Source organism: Streptomyces sp. NPDC050418 (assembly GCF_044458745.1).
Classification (GTDB): Bacteria; Actinomycetota; Actinomycetes; order Streptomycetales; family Streptomycetaceae; genus Streptomyces.
The window spans coordinates 335,510-356,667 of record NZ_JBITIG010000006.1; the positions used below are offsets into that span (position 1 = coordinate 335,510).

13 protein-coding genes and 1 pseudogene are annotated in these 21,158 nt (G+C 69.1%); 10 read left to right on the forward strand and 4 right to left on the reverse strand.

Features of this window, described 5'->3' with window-relative positions; translation table 11 throughout:
• Positions 1-43 precede the first annotated feature (43 nt).
• The gene (locus ACIBI4_RS16815; protein ID WP_399204640.1) at positions 44-955 is read right to left on the reverse strand and encodes a LysR family transcriptional regulator; all 912 of its coding nucleotides are present in this window, start codon (positions 953-955) and stop codon (positions 44-46) included.
• Between the two features lie 124 nt (positions 956-1,079).
• Here ACIBI4_RS16815 and wrbA point away from each other — a divergent pair, with 124 nt between their 5' ends.
• The 10 genes and pseudogenes from wrbA (at position 1,080) to ACIBI4_RS16865 (ending at position 13,893) form a co-directional block, all read left to right on the forward strand.
• The gene (gene wrbA, locus ACIBI4_RS16820) at positions 1,080-1,700 is read left to right on the forward strand and encodes an NAD(P)H:quinone oxidoreductase (RefSeq protein WP_399204641.1); all 621 of its coding nucleotides are present in this window, start codon (positions 1,080-1,082) and stop codon (positions 1,698-1,700) included.
• 93 nt (positions 1,701-1,793) lie between these two features.
• The gene (locus ACIBI4_RS16825) at positions 1,794-3,269 is read left to right on the forward strand and encodes an MFS transporter (protein ID WP_399204642.1); all 1,476 of its coding nucleotides are present in this window, start codon (positions 1,794-1,796) and stop codon (positions 3,267-3,269) included.
• A 64-nt stretch (positions 3,270-3,333) separates the two neighbouring features.
• The gene (locus tag ACIBI4_RS16830; RefSeq protein ID WP_399204643.1) at positions 3,334-5,334 is read left to right on the forward strand and encodes a sel1 repeat family protein; all 2,001 of its coding nucleotides are present in this window, start codon (positions 3,334-3,336) and stop codon (positions 5,332-5,334) included.
• Between the two features lie 177 nt (positions 5,335-5,511).
• Positions 5,512-6,057: a hypothetical protein gene (locus tag ACIBI4_RS16835; protein WP_399204644.1), complete on the forward strand. Its 546-nt coding sequence runs from the start codon at positions 5,512-5,514 to the stop codon at positions 6,055-6,057.
• Entirely contained in the window at positions 6,054-6,695 is a 642-nt protein-coding gene (locus ACIBI4_RS16840; RefSeq protein WP_399204645.1) for a hypothetical protein, read from the forward strand. The genes ACIBI4_RS16835 and ACIBI4_RS16840 overlap by 4 nt, the downstream gene beginning before the upstream one ends.
• Before the next feature lie 8 nt (positions 6,696-6,703).
• Positions 6,704-11,396: pseudogene (locus ACIBI4_RS16845) on the forward strand (putative T7SS-secreted protein).
• Between the two features lie 44 nt (positions 11,397-11,440).
• Positions 11,441-12,139, forward strand: a complete 699-nt coding sequence (locus ACIBI4_RS16850; protein WP_399204646.1) for a DUF6193 family natural product biosynthesis protein — start codon at positions 11,441-11,443, stop codon at positions 12,137-12,139.
• Between the two features lie 82 nt (positions 12,140-12,221).
• Positions 12,222-12,629 carry a hypothetical protein gene (locus ACIBI4_RS16855; RefSeq protein WP_399204647.1) on the forward strand — a complete coding sequence of 136 codons (408 nt, stop codon included), beginning with the start codon at positions 12,222-12,224 and terminating at the stop codon, positions 12,627-12,629.
• Positions 12,626-13,195 carry a hypothetical protein gene (locus ACIBI4_RS16860; RefSeq protein WP_399204648.1) on the forward strand — a complete coding sequence of 190 codons (570 nt, stop codon included), beginning with the start codon at positions 12,626-12,628 and terminating at the stop codon, positions 13,193-13,195. The genes ACIBI4_RS16855 and ACIBI4_RS16860 overlap by 4 nt, the downstream gene beginning before the upstream one ends.
• 65 nt (positions 13,196-13,260) lie before the next feature.
• On the forward strand, positions 13,261-13,893 hold the full coding sequence (locus ACIBI4_RS16865; protein WP_399204649.1) for a histidine phosphatase family protein: 633 nt from the start codon (positions 13,261-13,263) through the stop codon (positions 13,891-13,893).
• Positions 13,894-14,029: 136 nt separating this feature from the next.
• Here the strand turns inward: ACIBI4_RS16865 and ACIBI4_RS16870 are convergent, their stop codons facing one another.
• The 3 genes from ACIBI4_RS16870 to ACIBI4_RS16880 form a co-directional block, all read right to left on the reverse strand.
• Positions 14,030-15,490: a glutamate synthase subunit beta gene (locus tag ACIBI4_RS16870; RefSeq protein ID WP_399204650.1), complete on the reverse strand. Its 1,461-nt coding sequence runs from the start codon at positions 15,488-15,490 to the stop codon at positions 14,030-14,032.
• Positions 15,483-20,042, reverse strand: coding sequence for a glutamate synthase large subunit (gltB, locus tag ACIBI4_RS16875; RefSeq protein WP_399204651.1), 4,560 nt, complete (start codon positions 20,040-20,042; stop codon positions 15,483-15,485). Before gltB ends, ACIBI4_RS16870 begins: the two co-directional genes overlap by 8 nt.
• A 306-nt stretch (positions 20,043-20,348) precedes the next feature.
• Positions 20,349-21,080, reverse strand: a complete 732-nt coding sequence (locus ACIBI4_RS16880) for a VIT1/CCC1 transporter family protein (RefSeq protein WP_399204652.1) — start codon at positions 21,078-21,080, stop codon at positions 20,349-20,351.
• Between the last annotated feature and the right edge of the window lie 78 nt (positions 21,081-21,158).

The window sequence follows — 21,158 nt, forward strand, 5'->3', positions numbered from 1 at the left end:
GGAGCGCCCCGGGTCCGGCTCTCGTCGGGCCCGGGGCTCCGGCTTACGGACGGCTGCTACCGCGCCCACCCGCGCCCGCCGTCCGGAGCAGTGTCTCGACGAACGTGCGGACCCGCGAAGTCTCGCCGTTCTTCGGCCAGATGGGGGCGAAGTGGCAGGGCAGGGGCTCCTTGACGGGGATCCATGTGACGCCCGGGGTGGCGTAATGAAGCTGGGCGTCGGTGCAGGCGAGGGAGACGCCCTCGCCTGCGGCGACCAGGAAGGGGATCTCCTGCCAGGAGATCGCCGCGTGGCCCTGTGGGATCGGGCGGCCGGAGGGGGTGCGGCGGGGGAAGTTGTGGTCGAGCCAGTGCTGCGGGGCCGCGCCGCCGATCGTCAGGAGGGTTTCGTGGGCGAGTTCTTCGAGCGAGACCGTCGAGCGGCGCGCGAGGGGGTGCGAGTCGGCTACCAGGAGGGAGCGTTCGGAGGAGTAGAGGACGGGGCCCGCCACCAGGTCCGGTTCGGCCAGGGGGAGTTCGGTGAGCTGGAAGTGGACCTGTTCTGCGCGCAGCGGACCGTAGGGGTCCGAGAGGTGGATCTCCTGGATCGACACGTCGCAGTCCGGGTACGTCCTGCGGAAGGTCTCGGCCGCCTTGAGCAGCAGGTTGGCGGCCATCGAGCTGGAGTAGCCGATGCGCAGCGTGCCGGTGATGCCGCGCCCCGAGGCGACGGCACGGGCGAGCGCCTCGTCGATGATGCGGCGCGCGGGCAGCAGATCGTCACGGAGGCGTTCGCCGACCGGGGTGAGGATCACGCGGCGGCTGGTGCGCTCGAAGAGCGGGACGCCGACGCGCCGTTCGAGGGTCCGGATGACCTGGCTGACCCGCCCCGCCGAGAGACCCAACCGGGCGGCGGTGCGTCCGAAGTGCAGTTCCTCGGCCAGCGCCAGGAACGCCTCCAGCTCCTGTCGCTCCACGCTCTCCCGCCCCTTCCGATCGTTTAGCCGCACGGCACGGTACTTCAGCTGATCGGCGTTGTTCCAGGTCCGACGGGTGGAGAGGCTGGTTCACGTCGCCAACCACCCGAAGGGGAAGCACGCAATGACCAACGTGGCCGTGATCTATTACTCCTCCACCGGCAATGTCCACACGATGGCCCAGGCCGCGGCGCGGGCCGCCGAGAAGGCCGGTGCCGGCGAGGTCCGGCTGCTCAGGGCCGCCGAACTCGCGCCCGCCGCGGCGATATCGGGGAACCCGGCCTGGGCCGAGCATGCCGCCGCGACCGCAGGGATCCCCGAGGCGGGCGTCGCGGACGTGGAGTGGGCCGATGTGATCCTGTTCGGCACCCCGACCCGGTTCGGGCTGCCCGCTGCCCAGTTGAAGCAGTTCATCGACACCACGGGCGGCCTGTGGGCCGCGGGCGGGCTGGTGAACAAGGTGGTCTCCTCGTTCACCTCGACCTCGGCGACGCACGGCGGCCAGGAGAGCACGCTCCTCGCACTCAACAACACCTTCTACCACTGGGGTTCGATCATCGTGCCGCCCGGCTACGCCGACCCGGTCCAGTTCGACCCGGCCAACGGCAATCCGTACGGCGCGAGTTCCGTATCCGGCAACGACGCGAGCAACGTCGCGGAGGCGAATCTCGCCGCCGTCGAATTCCAGGCCCGCCGCGCGGTGGAGACCGCCGCCGCACTCCTGCGCGGCTTCGCCACCGCCTGACCGAGGCGCTCCCGGCGGGACACGAAGGCCCGCCCGTCCCCGCCCGTCTCCACCCCCGCCCGTCCCCACCCTCCGTACCTGTAAGGCGGATTCATGCCACCGACCATCGCCCCACCCGCGCCACCCGCCCCTAAGGCGGGCACCCGGCAGTGGCTGGGCCTGGCCGTCCTGGCCCTGCCCACGATCCTGCTCGCGCTCGACCAGAGCGTGCTCTTCCTGGCCCTGCCGGAGCTCGCCGCGTCGCTGCGGCCCACCGGCAGCCAGACCCTCTGGATCATGGACATCTACGGCTTCCTGATGGCCGGGTTCCTCGTCACGATGGGCACACTCGGCGACCGCATCGGCCGACGCCGGCTGCTCCTGATCGGCGCCGCGGCCGTCGGCGCCGCCTCGGTGGCCGCCGCGTACGCCACCAGCGCCGAGATGCTCATCGTGACCCGCGCGCTCCTGGGCATCGCCGCCGCGAGCCTCATGCCCTCCACGCTCGCCCTGATCAGCAACATGTTCCCCGACCCGGGCGAGCGCGCCCGCGCCATCGCGGTCTGGGCCAGCTCCTTCATGGCGGGGACGGCCCTCGGCCCGGTGATCGGCGGCGTGCTGCTCGAGTACTTCTGGTGGGGATCGGCGTTCCTCCTTGGCGTGCCCGTCATGGCCGTCCTGCTGCTCGCCGCACCCTTCCTGCTGCCCGAGTACCGTGCCCCGGACAGCGGCCGCCTCGACCTCACCAGCGTGCTGCTCTCGCTCGGCGCGATCCTGCCGTTCATCTACGGACTCAAGGAGTTCGCCCGCCTCGGCTGGCAGCCGGGCTCCCCGGTCGCCCTCGCCGTGGGCCTCGGGCTAGGCGCTCTCTTCGTACGGCGGCAGCGCACCCTCGCGCATCCGCTGCTCGATCTGCGGCTGTTCCGCTTCCGTGCCTTCACCGCGTCCCTGCTCGTCCTGATGCTCACCATGACGACCATGGGCGGCAGCTATCTGTTCATCACGGGGCATCTGCAGATGGTCCAGGGCCTGTCGCCGATCGAGGCGGGCCTGTGGATGGTGCCGTCGGCGCTCGCCTCGATCGCGGCCGCCATGTCGGCGCCCGTCCTGGTGAAGCGGCTCTCGGTCCGGGCCGTGATCACCGGCGGGCTCGGGGCCGCCGCCGCGGGCTATCTGCTCCTCGCCCTTGTCGACCCGGTGGGCGGACTGCCGCTCCTGGTGGCCGGTTTCGTCCTGGCCTTCTTCGGTACGGGGCCGATCGGCGCCCTCAGCCAGAACCTCGTGATCGGTGCCGCACCGCCGGAGAAGAGCGGCTCGGCCGCGGCGATGGCCGAGACGAGCGGGCAGTTGGGGGTCTCCCTCGGTATCGCGGCCATGGGCAGCCTGGGCGCCGCGGTGTACCGCGCGGAGACGGGGCAGGGTCTCCCGGGCGACCTCGGCGGCCTCGGCGGCGCGTCCCTGACGGCGGCGCGCGACGCGTACACCAGCGGTCTGAACGCCGTGGGCGTCCTGTGCGCGGTCCTCATCGGCGGCACGGCCGTCCTCGCAGCCGCGGTCCTGCGGCGGACGGAGCGGCCCGAGCCCGCCTGACGCCTCCTCGGCGGCCGCCCACCCTCGTACCCCTCCGTCCTCACCCGCCTGAAAGGATCTCCGTATGAACCACGGGGAAGAGGCAGCCGAAGTACGGGACAGGGACACCGAGTTGGCGTCGGCCGCCGTGGCCGGGCGGGAAGGGGCGTACCGCGCGTACGCCTCGTTCCTCGCCGAGCATGGGCGGATGGACGACGCGCTGCCGTGGTGGGTCAGAGCGGCGGAGGACGGGGACGCGGACGCGGCGCGGACGCTGGCGATCTGTCACAAGGACCGCTGGGAGTTCGACGCGGCCGAGCGCTGGTACCGCAGTGCGGCCGACCGTGACGGCGGCTGCGCCTTCGGGCTCGCCACGCTCCTCAAGGAAGCCGGCGACCTGGACGGGGCGCGGGAGTGGTACGCACGGGGCGCCGAGCTCGGCCACCTTCCGAGCCTCACCAACGGCGCGGTGCTCAGGGCCGCCCGGGACGGTGAATACGCCGAGGCACGGGCGCAGTTGGCGGATGCGTACGAGCGGGGCGACCGCAAGGCGGGGTCGTCGGGCCAGGTCGTCGAGGACATCATCGACTACCTGGAGTTGTGGGGGGACGCGCTCGCTCGGGCGGAAGCGGACGGGGACGCCGAGGCGGCGTTCGAGGCGCTGAGCCCGCTGCGCGATCCGGAGAACGCGGGGATGTTCACGTACTACCCGAGCACGATCCGTGCGGCGGAGGCGCTCTACGCGCGGGCCGCGGCCGTCGGCTCGGACAAGGCCCTGGTCGAGCAGGCCATCCTGGTGGCCCGAGACCGCGAGCGGTTCGAGGAGGCGCGCGCCCTTGCCGTACAGGCGCATGAACGCGGGTACTCGGGCGCGGCGTACGTCCTCGGTGTCTGGGCGTTCGAGCGCGGTGACCACCGGGCGGCCGAGGAGTGGCTGCTGACGGCCGCGCAGGCGCCCGGCGGCCACGACTACGCACGCTTCCACCTCGGCCTCATCGGGATCCTGCAGCGTCGGCTCGACGAGGCCGAGCAGTGGGTGCGCCCGGCCGGGATCGACGAGGGCGAGGAGGATCCCGATGGCGCGCGGCCCGAGATGTTCGTCTCCCAGCTGGAGGAGATCGCGCAGATCCGCGCCGACACCGAGACCCTGCCCGACCCCGAACTCCTCGCGCGTCTGCCCGAGTTGGAGGCGGCCGCGGAGTCCGGCGGCCCCGATGAGTGCTTCGCGTACGCCGACGCACTCGAACGCGTGTACCGGCTGCCCGAGGCGGCCGACTGGTACCGCAGGTCCGGGACGCCGCGGGCGCTGCTCGACCTCGGCCGGATGCTGCAGTCCTGCCAGGCCGACGAGACCCTGCTCGTGCCGTACTTCGAGCCCGCCGCCGAGGCCGGGGACGCGGGGGCGGCGTACAGCATCGCCGTGATCCACGCCGACGCCAAGGACGAACGGGCACGCGGCATCTGGACCCTCAAGGCCGCCGAGCTCGGACACGCGCGCGCCGCGTGGGGCGTCGGCTGGACGTCCGAGGAGCGGGGCGGGGACCCGCAGTTCGCGGAGCGCTGGTACATGAAGGCGGCCGAGGGCGGTCTGGCGCGGCCCGCGTTCCTCGCCGGGCGCAGCATGGTGCGCTGGGGCCGCTACGCCGAGTCCGAGCGGTGGCTGGAGCAGGCGTGGGAGGCCGACATCCCCGAGGCGGCGTACCACCTCGGCCGGGCGCTGCGCCGGCTCGACCGTACCGCGGAGGCCGAGCGGTGGCTGCGCCTCGCGGTGGAGCGCGCCGGGGACTTCGACCCGCCGCGCGGGGCGCTGGACCGCCGCGCCGACCCCCGTCCCGAACTGGCCGAGCTGCTCGTCGAGGCGGAGCGCGACGAGGAGGCGGCGCCGGTCGTCGCGGACCTGCTCGCCGATTACCCGGGCCACCTCACGGGCAACCGCCTCGCAGGCGAACTGGCCCGCCGCCGCGGCGACCTGGCCGCGGCGGAGCAGCACTGGGCACGGATCGAGGAACGCGACACCGACCCCGGCACGCGCATCGGCCTGCGGGAGATCCGCGAGCTGCTGGCGCGGGTGTCACACGAACACTGAACCGGCCGCCGTCGCCCCCGACCAGTCGCCCTCGGTCCGCGGCTGACCTCCACCACAGGCCGACGCGGGCCCGGCCCTTTCGAGGGGGCGGGTCCGCGTCGGCGTGCTGGAGGGCGCGACAGGGACCTCCTCGCACCTGGACCAGGACCGCCTTGCACCTCACCGTATGCAGTTGCGATGATCGCCCGCATGTCTGATTACGGGGGTACGGCGGGCAGTCCGCCACGATCGCGGCTGGCGGATCTCGACTCATCGACCGAGACGGTCACCCCTCCCGTCGCGGAGCCGCTCGCGCGGACCGGGGAATCCACCGAGGTAGCAGGACGGCTGCGGGAGTTCGCGGCGGTGTTGGGCGAGTTCCGGCGCACGGCGGTGCTCGTGCCGTACGCGGGCGAAGCGGATGGCGTGCAGAGCCTGTTGACCGGCGACATGGGCGGTGTTCGCTGGATCTTCGCTTTCTCGAACGAGGCGGCATTGGCACGGTTCGCCCTGGCGCGGGGTGAAGGTGCTCGGGAGTGGCAATACCGGCGCATATTGGGCGCCCGGCTGCTGGACGTTGCGGTTCCGGCCGCAGGCGTGCCATGCGGGGTGGCACTGGATTGCGCGGACGGTCCGGACGGGGTGGTGTTCCCGCCTGTCAGGGGGATCACGCCTGACGAGGCAGCTGTGGACAGCGGCATTGAACAGGCCAAGGCAGGCGTACACGACGGGGGTGTGGCGTGAGCGGAGACGGCAAGGATCTGAAGGCCCAGGGGCTCGGCCTCATTGCGCAAGGGCTGACCGCGGCCCTGGACGAGCTCAAGGAGCTGGGCATGGTGGGCACGGCCGGAGCCGGGCGCGGATTCGGTGATATCGCCCTGTCCGGCCTCGAGTTGGGGCACGAGGGCCTCACCGGGGAGTTCACCTCGTTCTGCGAGCGCTGGGAATGGGGTGTGCGCTCACTGATCAACGAGGGCAACGGCTTCGCCCAGAAGACCGGCCTGTCCGCCGGCACGTACTACGAGACGGATCAGTACGTGGAGGGCTCGCTCAAGGTCGCGACGAACTCGCTGATCGGCAACCCGTACGCGACCGAGGACGAGGTGACCCGCCAGGACTGGGGTGATGTCGCCACGTCCGGCATCTTCGGCGGGGACGTCGACTACAGCAAGGAGTCCTTCGACACGGCGTTCGCCAACGCGGAGCAGGGCTGGAAGGACGCGGGCCGTGACGTGGCCACCTCCGACTTCCTCGGTACGTCCCGGGCCCAGGATCTCGCGGGTATGAGCGACGCGGAGTACGAGGCGTTCCTGGACGAGACCTTCGGTCCGTCGGCCGAGGAGCGCGCGAAAGCTGCCGAGCAGGGCGGGGGTGCCGGCTGATGGGACTCATGGACGACGTCGGCGACGGTCTGAGCGACCTCGGCGGTGCGATCAAGGACGGGGTCAACGACGGACTCGGCGCGGTCGAGGACGGCATCGACGCGGGCAAGAAGGCGCTCGGTGAAGGTGTCGACTGGACCACGGACAAGGTCGGCCAGGGCCTTGACTACGTGGGCTGGGAGTCCGGCGCGGACGCGGTCGAGGACTGGGGCGACGACGTCGCGTCCGACCTGGGCGCCACACCGGGAGAGCAGCAGCTCGGGCAAACCGAGGACGCCGACGAACTCGTGCACGGCAAACCGGAGACGATCCGGGAGTCGGCCAAGCACCTGAAAGATTTCCACTCCGCCTTCGACAAGGTCGCGAGCGGTATGCGGAAAGTCGACTCCTCCGGCTGGGCAGGCGAAGGCGGCGGCGCGTTCCGCAAGTAGTTCGGTGTGCATCCCACCAAGTGGGCGCAGGCCGCCGACGCCTGCGAGAAGGCGGCCGGCGCACTCAACGCCTATGCGGACACAGTGAAGTGGGCCCAAAGCCAGGCCAAGGAAGCAATCGAGCTCTACAAGAAGGGCAAAACGGCCTCCGACGACGCGGTCACCGCGTACAACCAGCGCGTCGACACCTACAACGCCAAGCTCAAGGCGAACGAGGACCCCGGCCCGCGCCCCGAGCCCTTCAAAGACCCCGGCAAGGCCGATATCACCAAGGCACACGAGAAGCTCGCCGAGGCCCGCAAGCAACGCAACACGGCCGGCGCCGAGGCCCAGTCCAAGGTCAAGGCGGCCCTCACCCACGCCCCCGCCGAGCCTCCCCCGCTCGACCGGCTCGGCGGCAACATCGCCGACGGCTTCAAGGCGGTCGACACCGAACTGACCCATGTGGTCGGCGGCGTCCTCAAGGGCGGCGCGGGCCTGGTCAACTTCGTCCGCGGCCTCAACCCGGTGGATCCGTACAACCTGACGCACCCGGCCGAGTACCTGCAGAACGTCTCGATGACGCTCTCGGGCCTGACCTCCACGGTGGCCCACCCCGACCGTGCGGTCTCCGCAGCCGTCGACGCCTTCAAGAACGATCCGTCCGAGTTCCTCGGGCGCCTGATCCCCGAAGTCCTCGGCACGAAAGGTGCCGGTCTGGCACGCGGCGCTCTCACCACCGGGGTCAAGACCGCGGCGAAGGAGTCGTTGGAGAGCGGGGCGCAGAGGGCGGCGCGTGACGCAGTGGACGACGGACCGAACCAGGTCGCTCGCGACAAGGACGCCGTGGAGACCAAGGGTTCCGACCCGGTCGACATGGCCACCGGCAAGATGTTCCTGCCGCAGACGGACGTCGTCCTGCCGGGCGTGCTGCCCCTGGTGTTCCAACGCCGAGTCGAGTCGGGCTATCAGCTCGGCCGTTGGTTCGGACCCTCGTGGTCGAGCACGATCGATCAGCGTCTGGAGATCGATGCGGAAGGCGTCCTCTTCGTCACCGAGGACGGCCGCATCCTGGCGTATCCACACCCGGCTCCCGGCATCCCCGTACTTCCGAGCCACGGTCCGCGGTGGCCCTTGGACCGGGAGACGGGCGGCTACACGATCACCAATCCGTCCACCGGCCGGGTCTGGCATTTCTCCGACCAAAGCGACGAGCTCGCCGTGCTCGTCCAGATCGACGACCGTCACGGCAACTGGATCACCTTCGAGTACGACGCGGAGGGCGCACCGGCCGGCCTGGTGCACAGCGCGGGTCACCAGCTCAAGTTCGCAACGGCCGAGGGCCGCGTCACCGCCCTGAGTCTGGCCGGGGCCGACGCCGACGGCGCCGACCTGGAGCTGATCCGCTACGGCTACACCGAGGGCAACCTCACCGAGACAGTCAACTCCTCGGGCCTCCCACTCCGCTTCACCTACGACGAGCGGAAGAGGGTCACGTCCTGGACGGACACCAACGACCGCTCGTACACGTATGAATACGACGACAAAGACCGATGCATAGCCGAGGGCGGCAGCGACGGCCATATGACGCTGCGCCTCGACTACGACGGCACCGACCCGTCGCCCGGGCACAAGGTCACTACGACCACGACAGGTGACGGCCACACCCGCCGCTTCGTCATCAACGACGACGCCCAGGTGGTGGCGGAGATCGACCCGCTCGGCGCGATCACCCGCCACGAGCGCGACCGCTACAACCGCCTGCTGTCCACCACCGACCCTCTGGGCCATACGACCACGCTGGGCTACGACGACGCGGGCAACCCGACCACGGTCACCCGCCCCGACGGCCGCTCCAGCACCGCCGAGTACAACGAACTCGGCCTGCCGATAAGGGTGGTGGCTCCCGATCGCAGCGTCCGCCACTACACATACGACGAGCGCGGCAACCGCACATCGGCCACGAACCCCGCCGGCCTGACCACACACTTCACCTACAGCGACGCCGGCCACCTCACCGAGATCACCGACCCACTCGGTCACATCACACACATCCAGTGCGACCGAGCGGGCCTTCCTCTCGCCGTCACCGACCCGTTGGGCGCGACCACTCACTTCCGGCGCGACTCCCTCGGGCGCCCGGTCGCCATCACGGATCCGCTCGGCGCGGTGACCCGCCTCCAGTGGTCGGTCGAAGGCAAACTCACCCGGCGCACCGCGCCCGACGGCACCTCCGAATCCTGGTCGTACGACGGTGAGGGCAACTGCACCTCTCACACCGACCAGTTGGGCTCGGTCTCGACCTTCGAGTACACCCACTTCGACCTGCTCATGGCCCGCACAGGCCCCGACGGCGTCCGCTACACGTTCGACCATGACCACGAACTACGCCTCACTCAGGTCACCAATCCCCAGGGTCTGACCTGGAACTACGCCTACGACGCGGCCGGTCGCCTCACATCCGAAACGGACTTCGACGATCGCGATCTCAGCTACTCCTACGACACGGCCGGAAGGCTGACCTCCCGTTCCAACGCCCTCGGCCAGACCACCACCTTCGAGCGCAATGCGCTGGGCCAGGTCGTCCGCAAGGACGCGGCGGGCTTGGTCACCACTTTCACCTACGACCTCACCGACCAACTCGCCCACGCCGTCGGCCCGGACACCGAGCTGACGCTGCTCCGCGATCGCTTCGGCCGCCTGGTCTCGGAAACGGTCGACGGCCGTGAACTGCGGTACACCTACGACGATGTGGGCCGCCGCACCAGCCGTACGACTCCCACCGGCGCGGTCAGCAGTTGGACCTACGACGAAGCAGGCCGCCGTACCCGCCTCAGCACCTCAGGCCGCACGATCGACTTCGCCTACGACGAGGCGGGTCGCGAGACCTCCCGGAGTGTCGGCGAAGCCATCTCCTTCACAAACGCCTATGACCCACTGGGCCGCCTCCTCGACCAGGCTGTCACCGTGGCCGACGGCACTACGGTCCAACGACGCACGTACGCCTACCGTGCGGACGGCAACCTGACCGCCGTCGACGATCAGCTCGCCGGCGCCCGCCACTTCGACCTGGATGCCGCAGGCCGCGTCACGGCAGTCCACGCGACCAACTGGACCGAGACGTACGCGTACGACGAGGCCGGCAACCAGACGTCGGCCAACTGGCCCGCCTCCCATCCCGGCCACGAGGCAACCGGCCCGCGCACCTACGACGGCACCCGCATCATCCGCGCCGGCGCCATCCGCTACGAACACGACGCCCTCGGCCGGATCACTCTCCGTCAGAAAACCCGCCTGTCGCGCAAGCCGGATACATGGCGCTACGAGTGGGACGCGGAGGACCGCCTGATCTCGACGATCACACCGGACGGGGCGGTCTGGCGCTACACGTACGACGCTTTGGGTCGCCGCACGGCGAAGGTGCGCTTGGGGGATGACGGTGAAACTGCCGTCGAACGTACCGAGTTCACCTGGGACGGCACGTCACTCTGCGAACAAGTCACAGCCACCGCCGAGTGGTCGGACCGCATCGCCCTCACTTGGGACCACCACGGCCTGCGCCCCATCGCTCAGACAGAGCAGCGCCTGACGAATGACACCGCGGATGCACCTGCCCGCCGCTTCTTCGCCATCGTTACTGACCTGATCGGCGCACCGACTGAGCTTCTCACCGAAGAGGGCTCCATCGCATGGCGGACTCGAACGACAATCTGGGGTTCTACAGCCTGGAAGGCAGACAGCACCTCGTACACCCCCCTCCGGTTCCCGGGGCAATACTTCGACATCGAAACCGGACTACATTACAACAATTTTCGCTACTACGACTCTGAAGCTGCCCGCTATACGAGCCCGGACCCACTAGGCCTCGACCCTGCCTCGAACCCGGTCGCTTACGTAATAAACCCTCAAACCTGGAGCGATCATCTCGGGCTCGCCCCAGACGCATGCCCGAATAAAGTCGCCCTCGGCTACCAAAAATCAGGTGCCGCAGCTTGGGCAGACAACAACAAGTTCACTGGACGCAATAAACGATCCGAGCAAATCAATACACGTCTATACCGATCAGTTTGATTACGACTTCGACGGAATGGCGACTAGGGGCCTCGCCGGCGCCCCGGGCGTCCACGCTACAATGCAGGAAATGGGCTGGCTCGCAAGATCTGTCATTGGCGAGCGGAGAGCTTGGGACTCAATCAACTTCTATGACCGAGACGGCCCGATCGACGTCCCGGAACCGAAGTGGCATGACGGAAAGTGGTATACGGCATGGACCCTGGAATGGGCCGATTAGCCAGCCCTACGTTAATCTTACGTCGAGAATTCTAAGGATCTTTGATGAATCCACCGGAAAACAATCAATCCAACTGGCGCATCCATTATTATCCTGACATCGTCGAGGCTGGCGGCGTGCGCGAAGCGCTCGCTTCACTCTCTCGTGAAGGCGGCAACCATTTGACGCTTTCCGCTCACAACCCAGAGAACAATTGGAGCATTGCGACGTTCGCTTCCCCTCGCGGAGATATGCGTGTGAACCTTGGAACGAACGCCCGTAGATTCTCGATCACTTTGAGTAGCGGAGGGCGAGGATTCGTCTGGGCATGTGGAAGTACTGACGACCTGCCTTCGGTCGCCGAAGTCATGAAAAGCTGGAAGAGCGGACTTGACCTGAGAGGCCTTCGGCAGAAATTCCCTTTCATGCAGTCCGACCGATTGAGTCAGGCGTATGAAGATGGAAATCCCGAAGAAGTCCAGTGGGACATCTTGATCAACGATCCTAATTTTTCCGGGTATCGGGATCTGTTGCTAGCGCTTCGCGAGAAACCCACCTTGCGTGAGCTGTTCCCATTCATCTCGCATTGGACGCTGGGACTACGGCGCGCAGACGGCTCCGAGACCGAAAACGTGCTTTGGATCAGGCCGCGACCGAACGGTGCGTTCACCGTCTGGACATCGTCCACCGAGGAGCAACGGCGCGAGTGGCATCGGATTGACGACCTCGTCATGGCAGCCTCGACCCTGGCGGAAGAGCTGTAGCCGACACACCTTTACTGCCTCGCCCTGGCCGATGCGGAGCAGCGCTGATCCGTGAACAGCCAAGTGAGAGGAACCGTCACGCATGCCGATCCAGCCCACGACGACCACACTCTGGCGCCCCGCCGGCCCCAAGGAACTCGCCCTGGTGGAGGAGTCGGACTGGCGCGCCTGGCCGCCGCGGCTGCCGGAGCAGCCGATCTTCTATCCGGTCCTCAACGAGGACTACGCGATCAGGATCGCCCGGGACTGGAACGTCAAGCACGACGGCGTCGGTTACGTCACCCGGTTCGATGTCGACTCGGAGTTCCTGCGCAAGTACCCGGTCCAGCAGGCAGGCGGGCGGACGATCCTCGAACTATGGGTACCGGCCGAGGAACTGGACGAGTTCAACGCCCACATCATCGGGAGGATCGAGGTGGTCCATCGGTTCCTCGCCGACGCCGACGAGGCGGGGCATCTCGCCCGGGAGAACCGAGTGCGCCGGACATGAGCGTGCAGGGACGGCACTACCACTACGTGGGACCCGAGGGCCTGAGGTCGCTCGTCCGCGAGGGCGGCGAGGGCCAACCCCTGCGTTCCCGCGTGGACTTCGTCGCATGGGCGGAACAGCAGACGGCACAGGAACTGGCGGAGCCGTTCACGTTCGTGATCGATGCCCAGGGTTTCCTGCGGCTGGCTCCGCGCCGCAGCGAGCATGTGGTGTGTGCCGGCGGGGAGCCTGTGCTGAGTGCCGGCGAGATGCGCTTCCGCGTGGAAGGTGCACAGCATTGGACGGTCGATGAGGCGAGCAACCAGTCGACCGGCTACTGCCCGGACGCCGATTCCTGGCCGGACGTCGCAGCCGCCCTGGACGGGTTGGGGCTCCCCCATCCCCCGGGCTTCACTCACAAGGTCATCTTCCGCCGTTGTCCCGCCTGCAGGGAGCTCAACATCGTGCGAGAGGACGACTTCGTCTGCGTATTCTGCGAAGAAACCCTGCCGCAGGAATGGAACGTCTCGGGCCACACCGCGCTTCTCCGTCCGCATGAGCCGCCCCATGGGTACCGGCATGCCTGACCCGATGCCCCCAACCCCCGCGCTTCGGATCGCTGCGGTCACAACCCTGTGAAAGACCTGACCCCATGCGCACCCTCCACGTCATCACCCACCCCGAGTCGACCCACCACGTCGACGGCCTCGTAGGCGGCTGGTACGACTCCCCGCTGACGCCCGCCGGTGTCCTCGCGGCAGGTTCCATCGCCCGATCGCTCAGGGCCCGGATCCCGGACGGAGCGGAGGTCGGCCTGTACTGCTCGGATCTGCGGCGCACCCTCCGTACCGCCCAGGAGATTGCCGCGGTCTTCGGCGGTGTGCAGCCGGTCCTCGACAGCAGGCTGCGCGAGAAGTCGTACGGGAAAGCCGAGGGCATGCCGCAGGAGTGGCTCGGCCGGCGGTTCGTGCCGCCGCCGCCCGTCGGGGAGCGGATGGACCACGACGAAGGCGTCGAGGGTGCCGAGACCAAAGCTCAATGGGTACGGCGGATCTACGCGGCCATGGACGAGATCCTGGCCCGGCCCTGTACGCACCAGATCATCGTGACGCACGGCGGTTCGCTGACCTTCGTCGTGGCGGCCTGGATCAAGATGCCGATCGAGGCGGCCGGGTACGCCGCTTTCCGGGCGCCCTCCGGCAGTATCACCACGCTCCACGAGGACGACTTCTTCCACAACCGGCAGGTCGCGAGCCTGGGCGACATGAGCCACCTCGCCTCGTAGCCCCCGGAACGCCGCAGCCCCGGAACGCCGCAACGCCCACCCCATCCGGTCGGGGACAGGGGCGGGCGTTGCGTCAGTGTTCCGTACGCCGTTGTACGGACCGTTTGTCGGGCCGCCGGAGAGCAGCCTGTGGGGGTCAGACCGTGAGCGACCGGTCCGTCGGCTTGATCGGGGCCGGGAGGTCCGAGGCGCCGGTCAGGAAGCTGTCCACGCCGCGGGCGGCCGAGCGGCCCTCCGCGATGGCCCAGACGATGAGCGACTGGCCGCGGCCCGCGTCACCGGCGACGAAGACACCGGGAACGTTGGTCTGGAACTCCGCGTCGCGAGCGACATTGCCGCGCGCGTCGAGCTCCAGGTCGAACTGGGAGACCAGGCCGTTCTCGACGTCGGTGCCTGTGAAGCCCATCGCCAGGGTGACCAGCTGGGCCGGGATCACACGCTCCGTACCCGGCTTCTGCTCCAGCTTGCCGTTCACGAACTCGACCTCGATGAGGTGGAGTTCCTGCACGTTGCCGTCCTCGTCGCCCGAGAAGTGCGTGGTCGAGACGGAGTAGACCCGCTCGCCGCCCTCCTCGTGCGCCGAGGTGACCTTGTAGAGCATGGGGAAGGTCGGCCAGGGCTGGCCGGCCACGCGGTCCTCGCCCGGCTTGGGCATGATCTCCAGCTGGGTCACGGAGGCAGCGCCCTGGCGGTGGGCCGTGCCCACGCAGTCCGCACCCGTGTCACCGCCGCCGATGACGACGACGTGCTTGCCCTCGGCCGTGATCGGCGGGGCCACGTAGTCGCCCTCGACCACCTTGTTGGCGAGCGGCAGGTACTCCATCGCCTGGTGGATGCCCTTCAGCTCCCGTCCGGGGACGGGGAGGTCACGGGCGGTGGTGGCACCGGCGGCGATGACCACGGCGTCGTACCGCTTGCGCAGGTCCGTCGCCTTGAGGTCGCGGCCGATCTCGATGCCCGTACGGAAGCGGGTGCCCTCCGCGCGCATCTGCTCGATGCGGCGGTTGATGTGCACCTTCTCCATCTTGAACTCGGGGATGCCGTACCGGAGCAGGCCGCCGATGCGGTCCGCGCGCTCGTAGACGGCGACCGTGTGGCCGGCCCGCGTCAGCTGCTGGGCGGCGGCCAGACCCGCCGGGCCCGAACCGATGACCGCGACGGTCTTGCCGGAGAGGCGCTCGGGCGCCTGCGGCTTGACGTCGTTGGCGTCCCAGGCCTTGTCGATGATGGAGACTTCGACGTTCTTGATCGTGACGGCGGGCTGGGAGATGCCGAGGACACACGCCGACTCACAGGGAGCCGGGCAGAGGCGGCCGGTGAACTCCGGGAAGTTGTTGGTCGCGTGCAGGCGCTCCGAGGCGGCCGACCAGTCCTCGCGGTACGCGTAGTCGTTCCACTCGGGGATCAGGTTCCCGAGCGGGCAGCCGTTGTGGCAGAACGGGATGCCGCAGTCCATGCAGCGCGAGGCCTGCGTCGAGATGATCGGCAGCAGGGAGCCGGGGACGTAGACCTCCTTCCAGTCCTGGACGCGTTCGGCGACGGGACGGGTGCAGGCGGTCTCCCGGCCGTGCTTGAGAAAGCCCTTCGGATCAGCCATTGGTCGCCGCCTCCATCATCTTCTCGGTGATCTCGGACTCGGAGAGTCCGGCTCGCTCGGCGGCGTCCTTGGCGGCGAGCACTGCCTTGTACGTCTGGGGGATGATCTTGCTGAACCGGGCCGCCGAGGCGTCCCAGTCGACGAGCAGCTTCTCGGCGACCGTGGAGCCGGTCTCCTCCGCGTGGCGGCGCACGACACCGTGCAGCCACTGCTTGTCGGTGTCCGACAGCTCCTCGACCGCGGCCAGGTTGCCCGCGTTGACGTTGTCCTTGTCGAGGTCGATGACGAACGCCGTGCCGCCGGACATGCCGGCCGCGAAGTTGCGTCCCGTCTCGCCGAGGACGACGGCCTGGCCGCCGGTCATGTACTCGCAGCCGTGGTCGCCCACGCCCTCCGAGACGACCAGGGCGCCGGAGTTACGGACGCAGAAACGCTCGCCCGTACGGCCGCGCAGGTAGATCTCGCCGCCGGTCGCGCCGTACGCGATGGTGTTGCCCGCGATCGTCGAGTACTCGGCGAGGTGGTCGGCGCCGCGGTCCGGGCGGACGATGACGCGGCCGCCCGAAAGGCCCTTGCCCACGTAGTCGTTGGCGTCGCCTTCGAGGCGCAGCGTCACACCGCGCGGCACGAACGCGCCGAAGGACTGACCGGCCGAGCCCGTGAACGTGATGTCGATGGTGTCGTCCGGCAGACCCGCGCCGCCGAACTTCTTCGTCACCTCGTGACCGAGCATGGTGCCGACGGTCCGGTTGATGTTGCGGATCGCGACCTGGGCGCGGACCGGGCCCGCGTCCTCGGCGGAGCCCGCGGCAAGGGCGTCGGCGGCCAGCTTGATCAGCTGGTTGTCGAGCGCCTTCTCCAGACCGTGGTCCTGCGAGATCAGCTGGTGGCGGACGGCGCCCTCGGGCAGTTCGGGGACGTGGAACAGCGGCTCCAGGTCCAGGCCCTGCGCCTTCCAGTGGTCCACGGCCCGCGCGGTGTCGAGGAGTTCGGCGTGGCCGACCGCCTCCTCGATGGTGCGGAAGCCCAGCTCGGCGAGGATCTCGCGGACCTCTTCGGCGATGAACTCGAAGAAGTTGACGATGTACTCGGCCTTGCCGGTGAAGCGCTCGCGCAGCACCGGGTTCTGCGTGGCGATGCCGACCGGGCAGGTGTCGAGGTGGCAGACGCGCATCATGACGCAGCCGGAGACGACGAGCGGCGCGGTCGCGAAACCGAACTCCTCGGCGCCGAGCAGCGCGGCGATGACCACGTCACGGCCGGTCTTGAGCTGGCCGTCGGTCTGCACGACGATGCGGTCGCGCAGGCCGTTGAGCAGCAGCGTCTGCTGGGTCTCGGCGAGGCCGAGCTCCCAGGGACCGCCCGCGTGCTTGAGCGAGGTGAGCGGCGAGGCGCCCGTACCGCCGTCGTGGCCGGAGATCAGGACGACGTCCGCGTGCGCCTTGGAGACACCCGCGGCGACCGTGCCGACACCGACCTCCGACACCAGCTTCACGTGGATACGCGCAGCGGGGTTGGCGTTCTTGAGGTCGTGGATCAGCTGAGCCAGGTCCTCGATGGAGTAGATGTCGTGGTGCGGCGGCGGCGAGATCAGGCCGACACCCGGCGTCGAGTGACGGGTCTTGGCCACCCACGGGTAGACCTTCGGGCCGGGCAGCTGGCCGCCCTCACCGGGCTTGGCGCCCTGGGCCATCTTGATCTGGATGTCGTCGGCGTTGACCAGGTACTCGGAGGTCACACCGAAACGGCCGGAGGCGACCTGCTTGATCGACGAACGGCGCGCCGGGTCGTACAGACGCTCCGGGTCCTCGCCGCCCTCACCGGTGTTGGACTTGCCGCCCAGCTGGTTCATGGCGATGGCGAGGGTCTCGTGCGCCTCGCGCGAGATGGAGCCGTACGACATGGCGCCGGTGGAGAAGCGCTTGACGATCGCGGAGACCGGCTCGACCTCGTCGATCGAGATGGACTCGCGGCCGCTCTTGAAGCCGAACAGTCCGCGCAGCGTCATCAGGCGCTCGGACTGCTCGTCCACGCGCGAGGTGTACTGCTTGAAGATGTCGTAGCGGCGGTTGCGCGAGGCGTGCTGCAGACGGAAGACCGTGTCCGGGTCGAACAGGTGCGGCTCGCCCTCGCGGCGCCACTGGTACTCGCCGCCGATCTCCAGGGCGCGGTGCGCCGAGGGGATGCCGGAGGCCGGGTAGGCCTTGGCGTGGCGGGCGGCGACCTCGTCGGCGACGACATCGAGACCGACACCGCCGATCTTGGACGCGGTGCCGTTGAAGTACTTCTCGACGAAGGCGTCGTCGAGACCGACGGCCTCGAAGACCTGCGCGCCGCGGTAGGAGGCGACGGTCGAGATGCCCATCTTGGACATGACCTTCAGGACGCCCTTGCCGAGCGCGTAGATCAGGTTGCGGATGGCCTGCTCGGCCTCGATGCCGGGGAGGAACGTTCCGGCCCGGACGAGGTCCTCGACGGACTCCATCGCCAGGTACGGGTTGACAGCGGCGGCGCCGAATCCGATGAGCAGCGCGACGTGGTGCACCTCGCGCACGTCACCGGCCTCGACGAGCAGACCCACCTGGGTGCGCTGCTTCGTACGGATGAGGTGGTGGTGCACGGCGGCGGTGAGCAGCAGCGACGGGATCGGCGCGTGCTCGGCGTCGGAGTGCCGGTCGGACAGGACGATCAGGCGGGCGCCGTCCTCGATCGCGGCGTCGGCCTCGGCGCAGATCTCCTCGATGCGTGCGGCGAGGGTGTCGCCGCCGCCGGAGACCCGGTAGAGACCGGACAGCGTCACGGCCTTCATGCCGGGCATGTCGCCGTCGGCGTTGATGTGGATGAGCTTGGCCAGCTCATCGTTGTCGATCACCGGGAACGGCAGGGTGACCGAGCGGCAGGACGCGGCCTGCGGGTCGAGCAGGTTGGAGCCCGGGCCGAGCGAGGAGTGCAGCGAGGTGACGAGCTCCTCGCGGATCGCGTCCAGCGGCGGGTTGGTGACCTGCGCGAACAGCTGGGTGAAGTAGTCGAAGATCAGCCGCGGGCGGTTGGACAGCGCGGCGATCGGGGTGTCCGTGCCCATCGAACCGATGGGCTCGCCACCGGTCTTGGCCATCGGCGTGAGCAGGACGCGCAGCTCTTCCTCGGTGTAGCCGAAGGTCTGCTGGCGGCGGGTGACCGAGGCGTGGGTGTGCACGATGTGCTCGCGCTCGGGCAGGTCCGAGAGCTCGATCTCGCCCGCCTCGAGCCAGTCCGCGTACGGGTGCTCGGCGGCGAGGGCCGACTTGATCTCGTCGTCCTCGATGATGCGGTGCTCGGCGGTGTCGACGAGGAACATCTTGCCGGGCTGCAGCCGGCCCTTGCGGACCACCTTCGCGGGGTCGATGTCGAGCACGCCGACCTCGGAACCGAGCACGACGAGACCCTCGTCGGTGACCCAGTAGCGGCCGGGGCGCAGGCCGTTGCGGTCGAGGACCGCGCCGACCTGGGTGCCGTCGGTGAAGGTGACACAGGCCGGGCCGTCCCAGGGCTCCATCAGCGTGGAGTGGTACTGGTAGAAGGCGCGCCGTGCCGGGTCCATGGAGGCGTGGTTCTCCCAGGCCTCCGGGATCATCATCAGGACCGAGTGCGGGAGCGAACGGCCGCCCAGGTGCAGGAGTTCGAGCACCTCGTCGAAGGACGCGGAGTCGGAGGCGTCCGGCGTGCAGATCGGGAAGACCCGCTCCAGCTGCTCGCTGCCGAAGAGGTCCGAGGCCAGCTGCGATTCGCGCGCGGTCATCCAGTTCCGGTTGCCCTTGACGGTGTTGATCTCACCGTTGTGCGCGACGAAGCGGTACGGGTGGGCGAGCGGCCACGACGGGAAGGTGTTCGTCGAGAAGCGCGAGTGGACGAGCGCGAGCGCCGACGCGAAGCGGCGGTCGGACAGGTCCGGGAAGAAGGGCTCGAGCTGGCCGGTGGTCAGCATGCCCTTGTAGACGATGGTCCGCGCGGAGAACGACGGGAAGTACGTCGCGGCCTCGCGCTCGGCGCGCTTGCGCAGCGCGAAGGCCTTGCGGTCGAGCTCGATGTCCTTGGAGGAACCGTCCGCGACGAACATCTGGCGGAAGACCGGCATCGTCGAGCGGGCGGAGGCGCCGAGCAGCTCGGGCGCGACCGGCACCTCGCGCCAGCCGAGGACCGTGAGGCCTTCCTCGGCGGCGATGGACTCGATCTTCGCGGCGGTCTCGTCGGCGCCGTCGACCGGCAGGAAGGCGATGCCCACGGCGTACGAACCCGCCTCGGGCAGCTCGAAGCCGGTGACCTCGCGCAGGAACGCGTCCGGAACCTGGGACAGGATGCCGGCGCCGTCACCCGAGTCGGGCTCGGAGCCGGTGGCGCCGCGGTGTTCGAGATTGCGCAGTACGGTCAGCGCCTGCTCCACCAGCTCATGGCTGGCAACACCGGTCAGGGTGGCCACGAAACCGACACCACAGGCGTCGTGTTCGTTACGGGGGTCGTACATCCCCTGCTGGGCGGGGCGACCGTCCATGGGCGACCAGGCGTCGGAACGCATCGGCTCTCCCGTCGTCGTCGAGGCAAAAGTGCAGGTGCCGAGGGACGACGTTGGCCCTCACGCTTCAATATCTGCGCGAAATTTCGTGCAGGCTACATGATGCGGCGTATCTCGAAAATCGGATAGCGCATTCCATCATGCGGACAACCGCGGTCAGCGCGGGGATGGTGCACGCGGGCTTCGTTGCCCACGGGTGCGCCCGGGCCTCATTGCCCACGGCGTTTACGGCTCATGCCCTGCTGTCATGGGATCGAAACCGCTCGGTAACGACTACTTATGCCAGCGTCCGCATAGACCTGCAAGCCCTTATCCTACGGCCGAACCGATGAGGGTGCCGAGGACGTACGTCACACCCGCCGCCGCACCACCCAGCGCGAGCTGCCGCAGCCCGCTGAACATCCAGCCGCGCGCCGTCACCTTGGCGACCACCGCGCCGCACGCGAAGAGGCCGGTCAGCGCCAGCAGCACGGCCGGCCACAGCGCGGTGGCACCCAGCAGATACGGCAGGACGGGGAGCAGCGCGCCGATCGCGAACGCGCCGAACGACGACACGGCGGCCACGGCAGGCGAGGGCAGGTCGTCCGGGTCGATCCCGAGCTCCTCGCGCGCATGGATCTCCAGCGCCTGCTCCGGATCCCGCGACAGCTGCCGCGCGACCTCGCGGGCCAGCGCGGGCTCGACGCCGCGCGAGACGTACAGCTCGGCGAGCTCCAGCTCCTCGCACTCGGGGTGCTTGCGCAACTCACGTCGCTCGACGTCCAGTTCGGCCTGGACGAGCTCGCGCTGCGAGGCGACGGAGGTGTACTCACCGGCGGCCATGGAGAACGCACCGGCCGCGAGGCCCGCGAGCCCGGTGATCACGATGGTCTGCTGGGAGACCGCACCGCCCGCGACACCGGTCATCAGCGCGAGGTTGGACACGAGCCCGTCCATCGCCCCGAACACCGCGGGGCGCAGCCAGCCGCCGTTCACATCGCGGTGTGTGTGGTTGTCGCGGTGCGCCTCGTGCAGAGTCGCTTCGGTCTCGATGATCGCCATGCTTGCCGGGCCCCCATTTCGCCTGTCGTACGGCGGCCCTTTTCTCCGCCGTACGACCTCGAAAATACGCACGAAAAA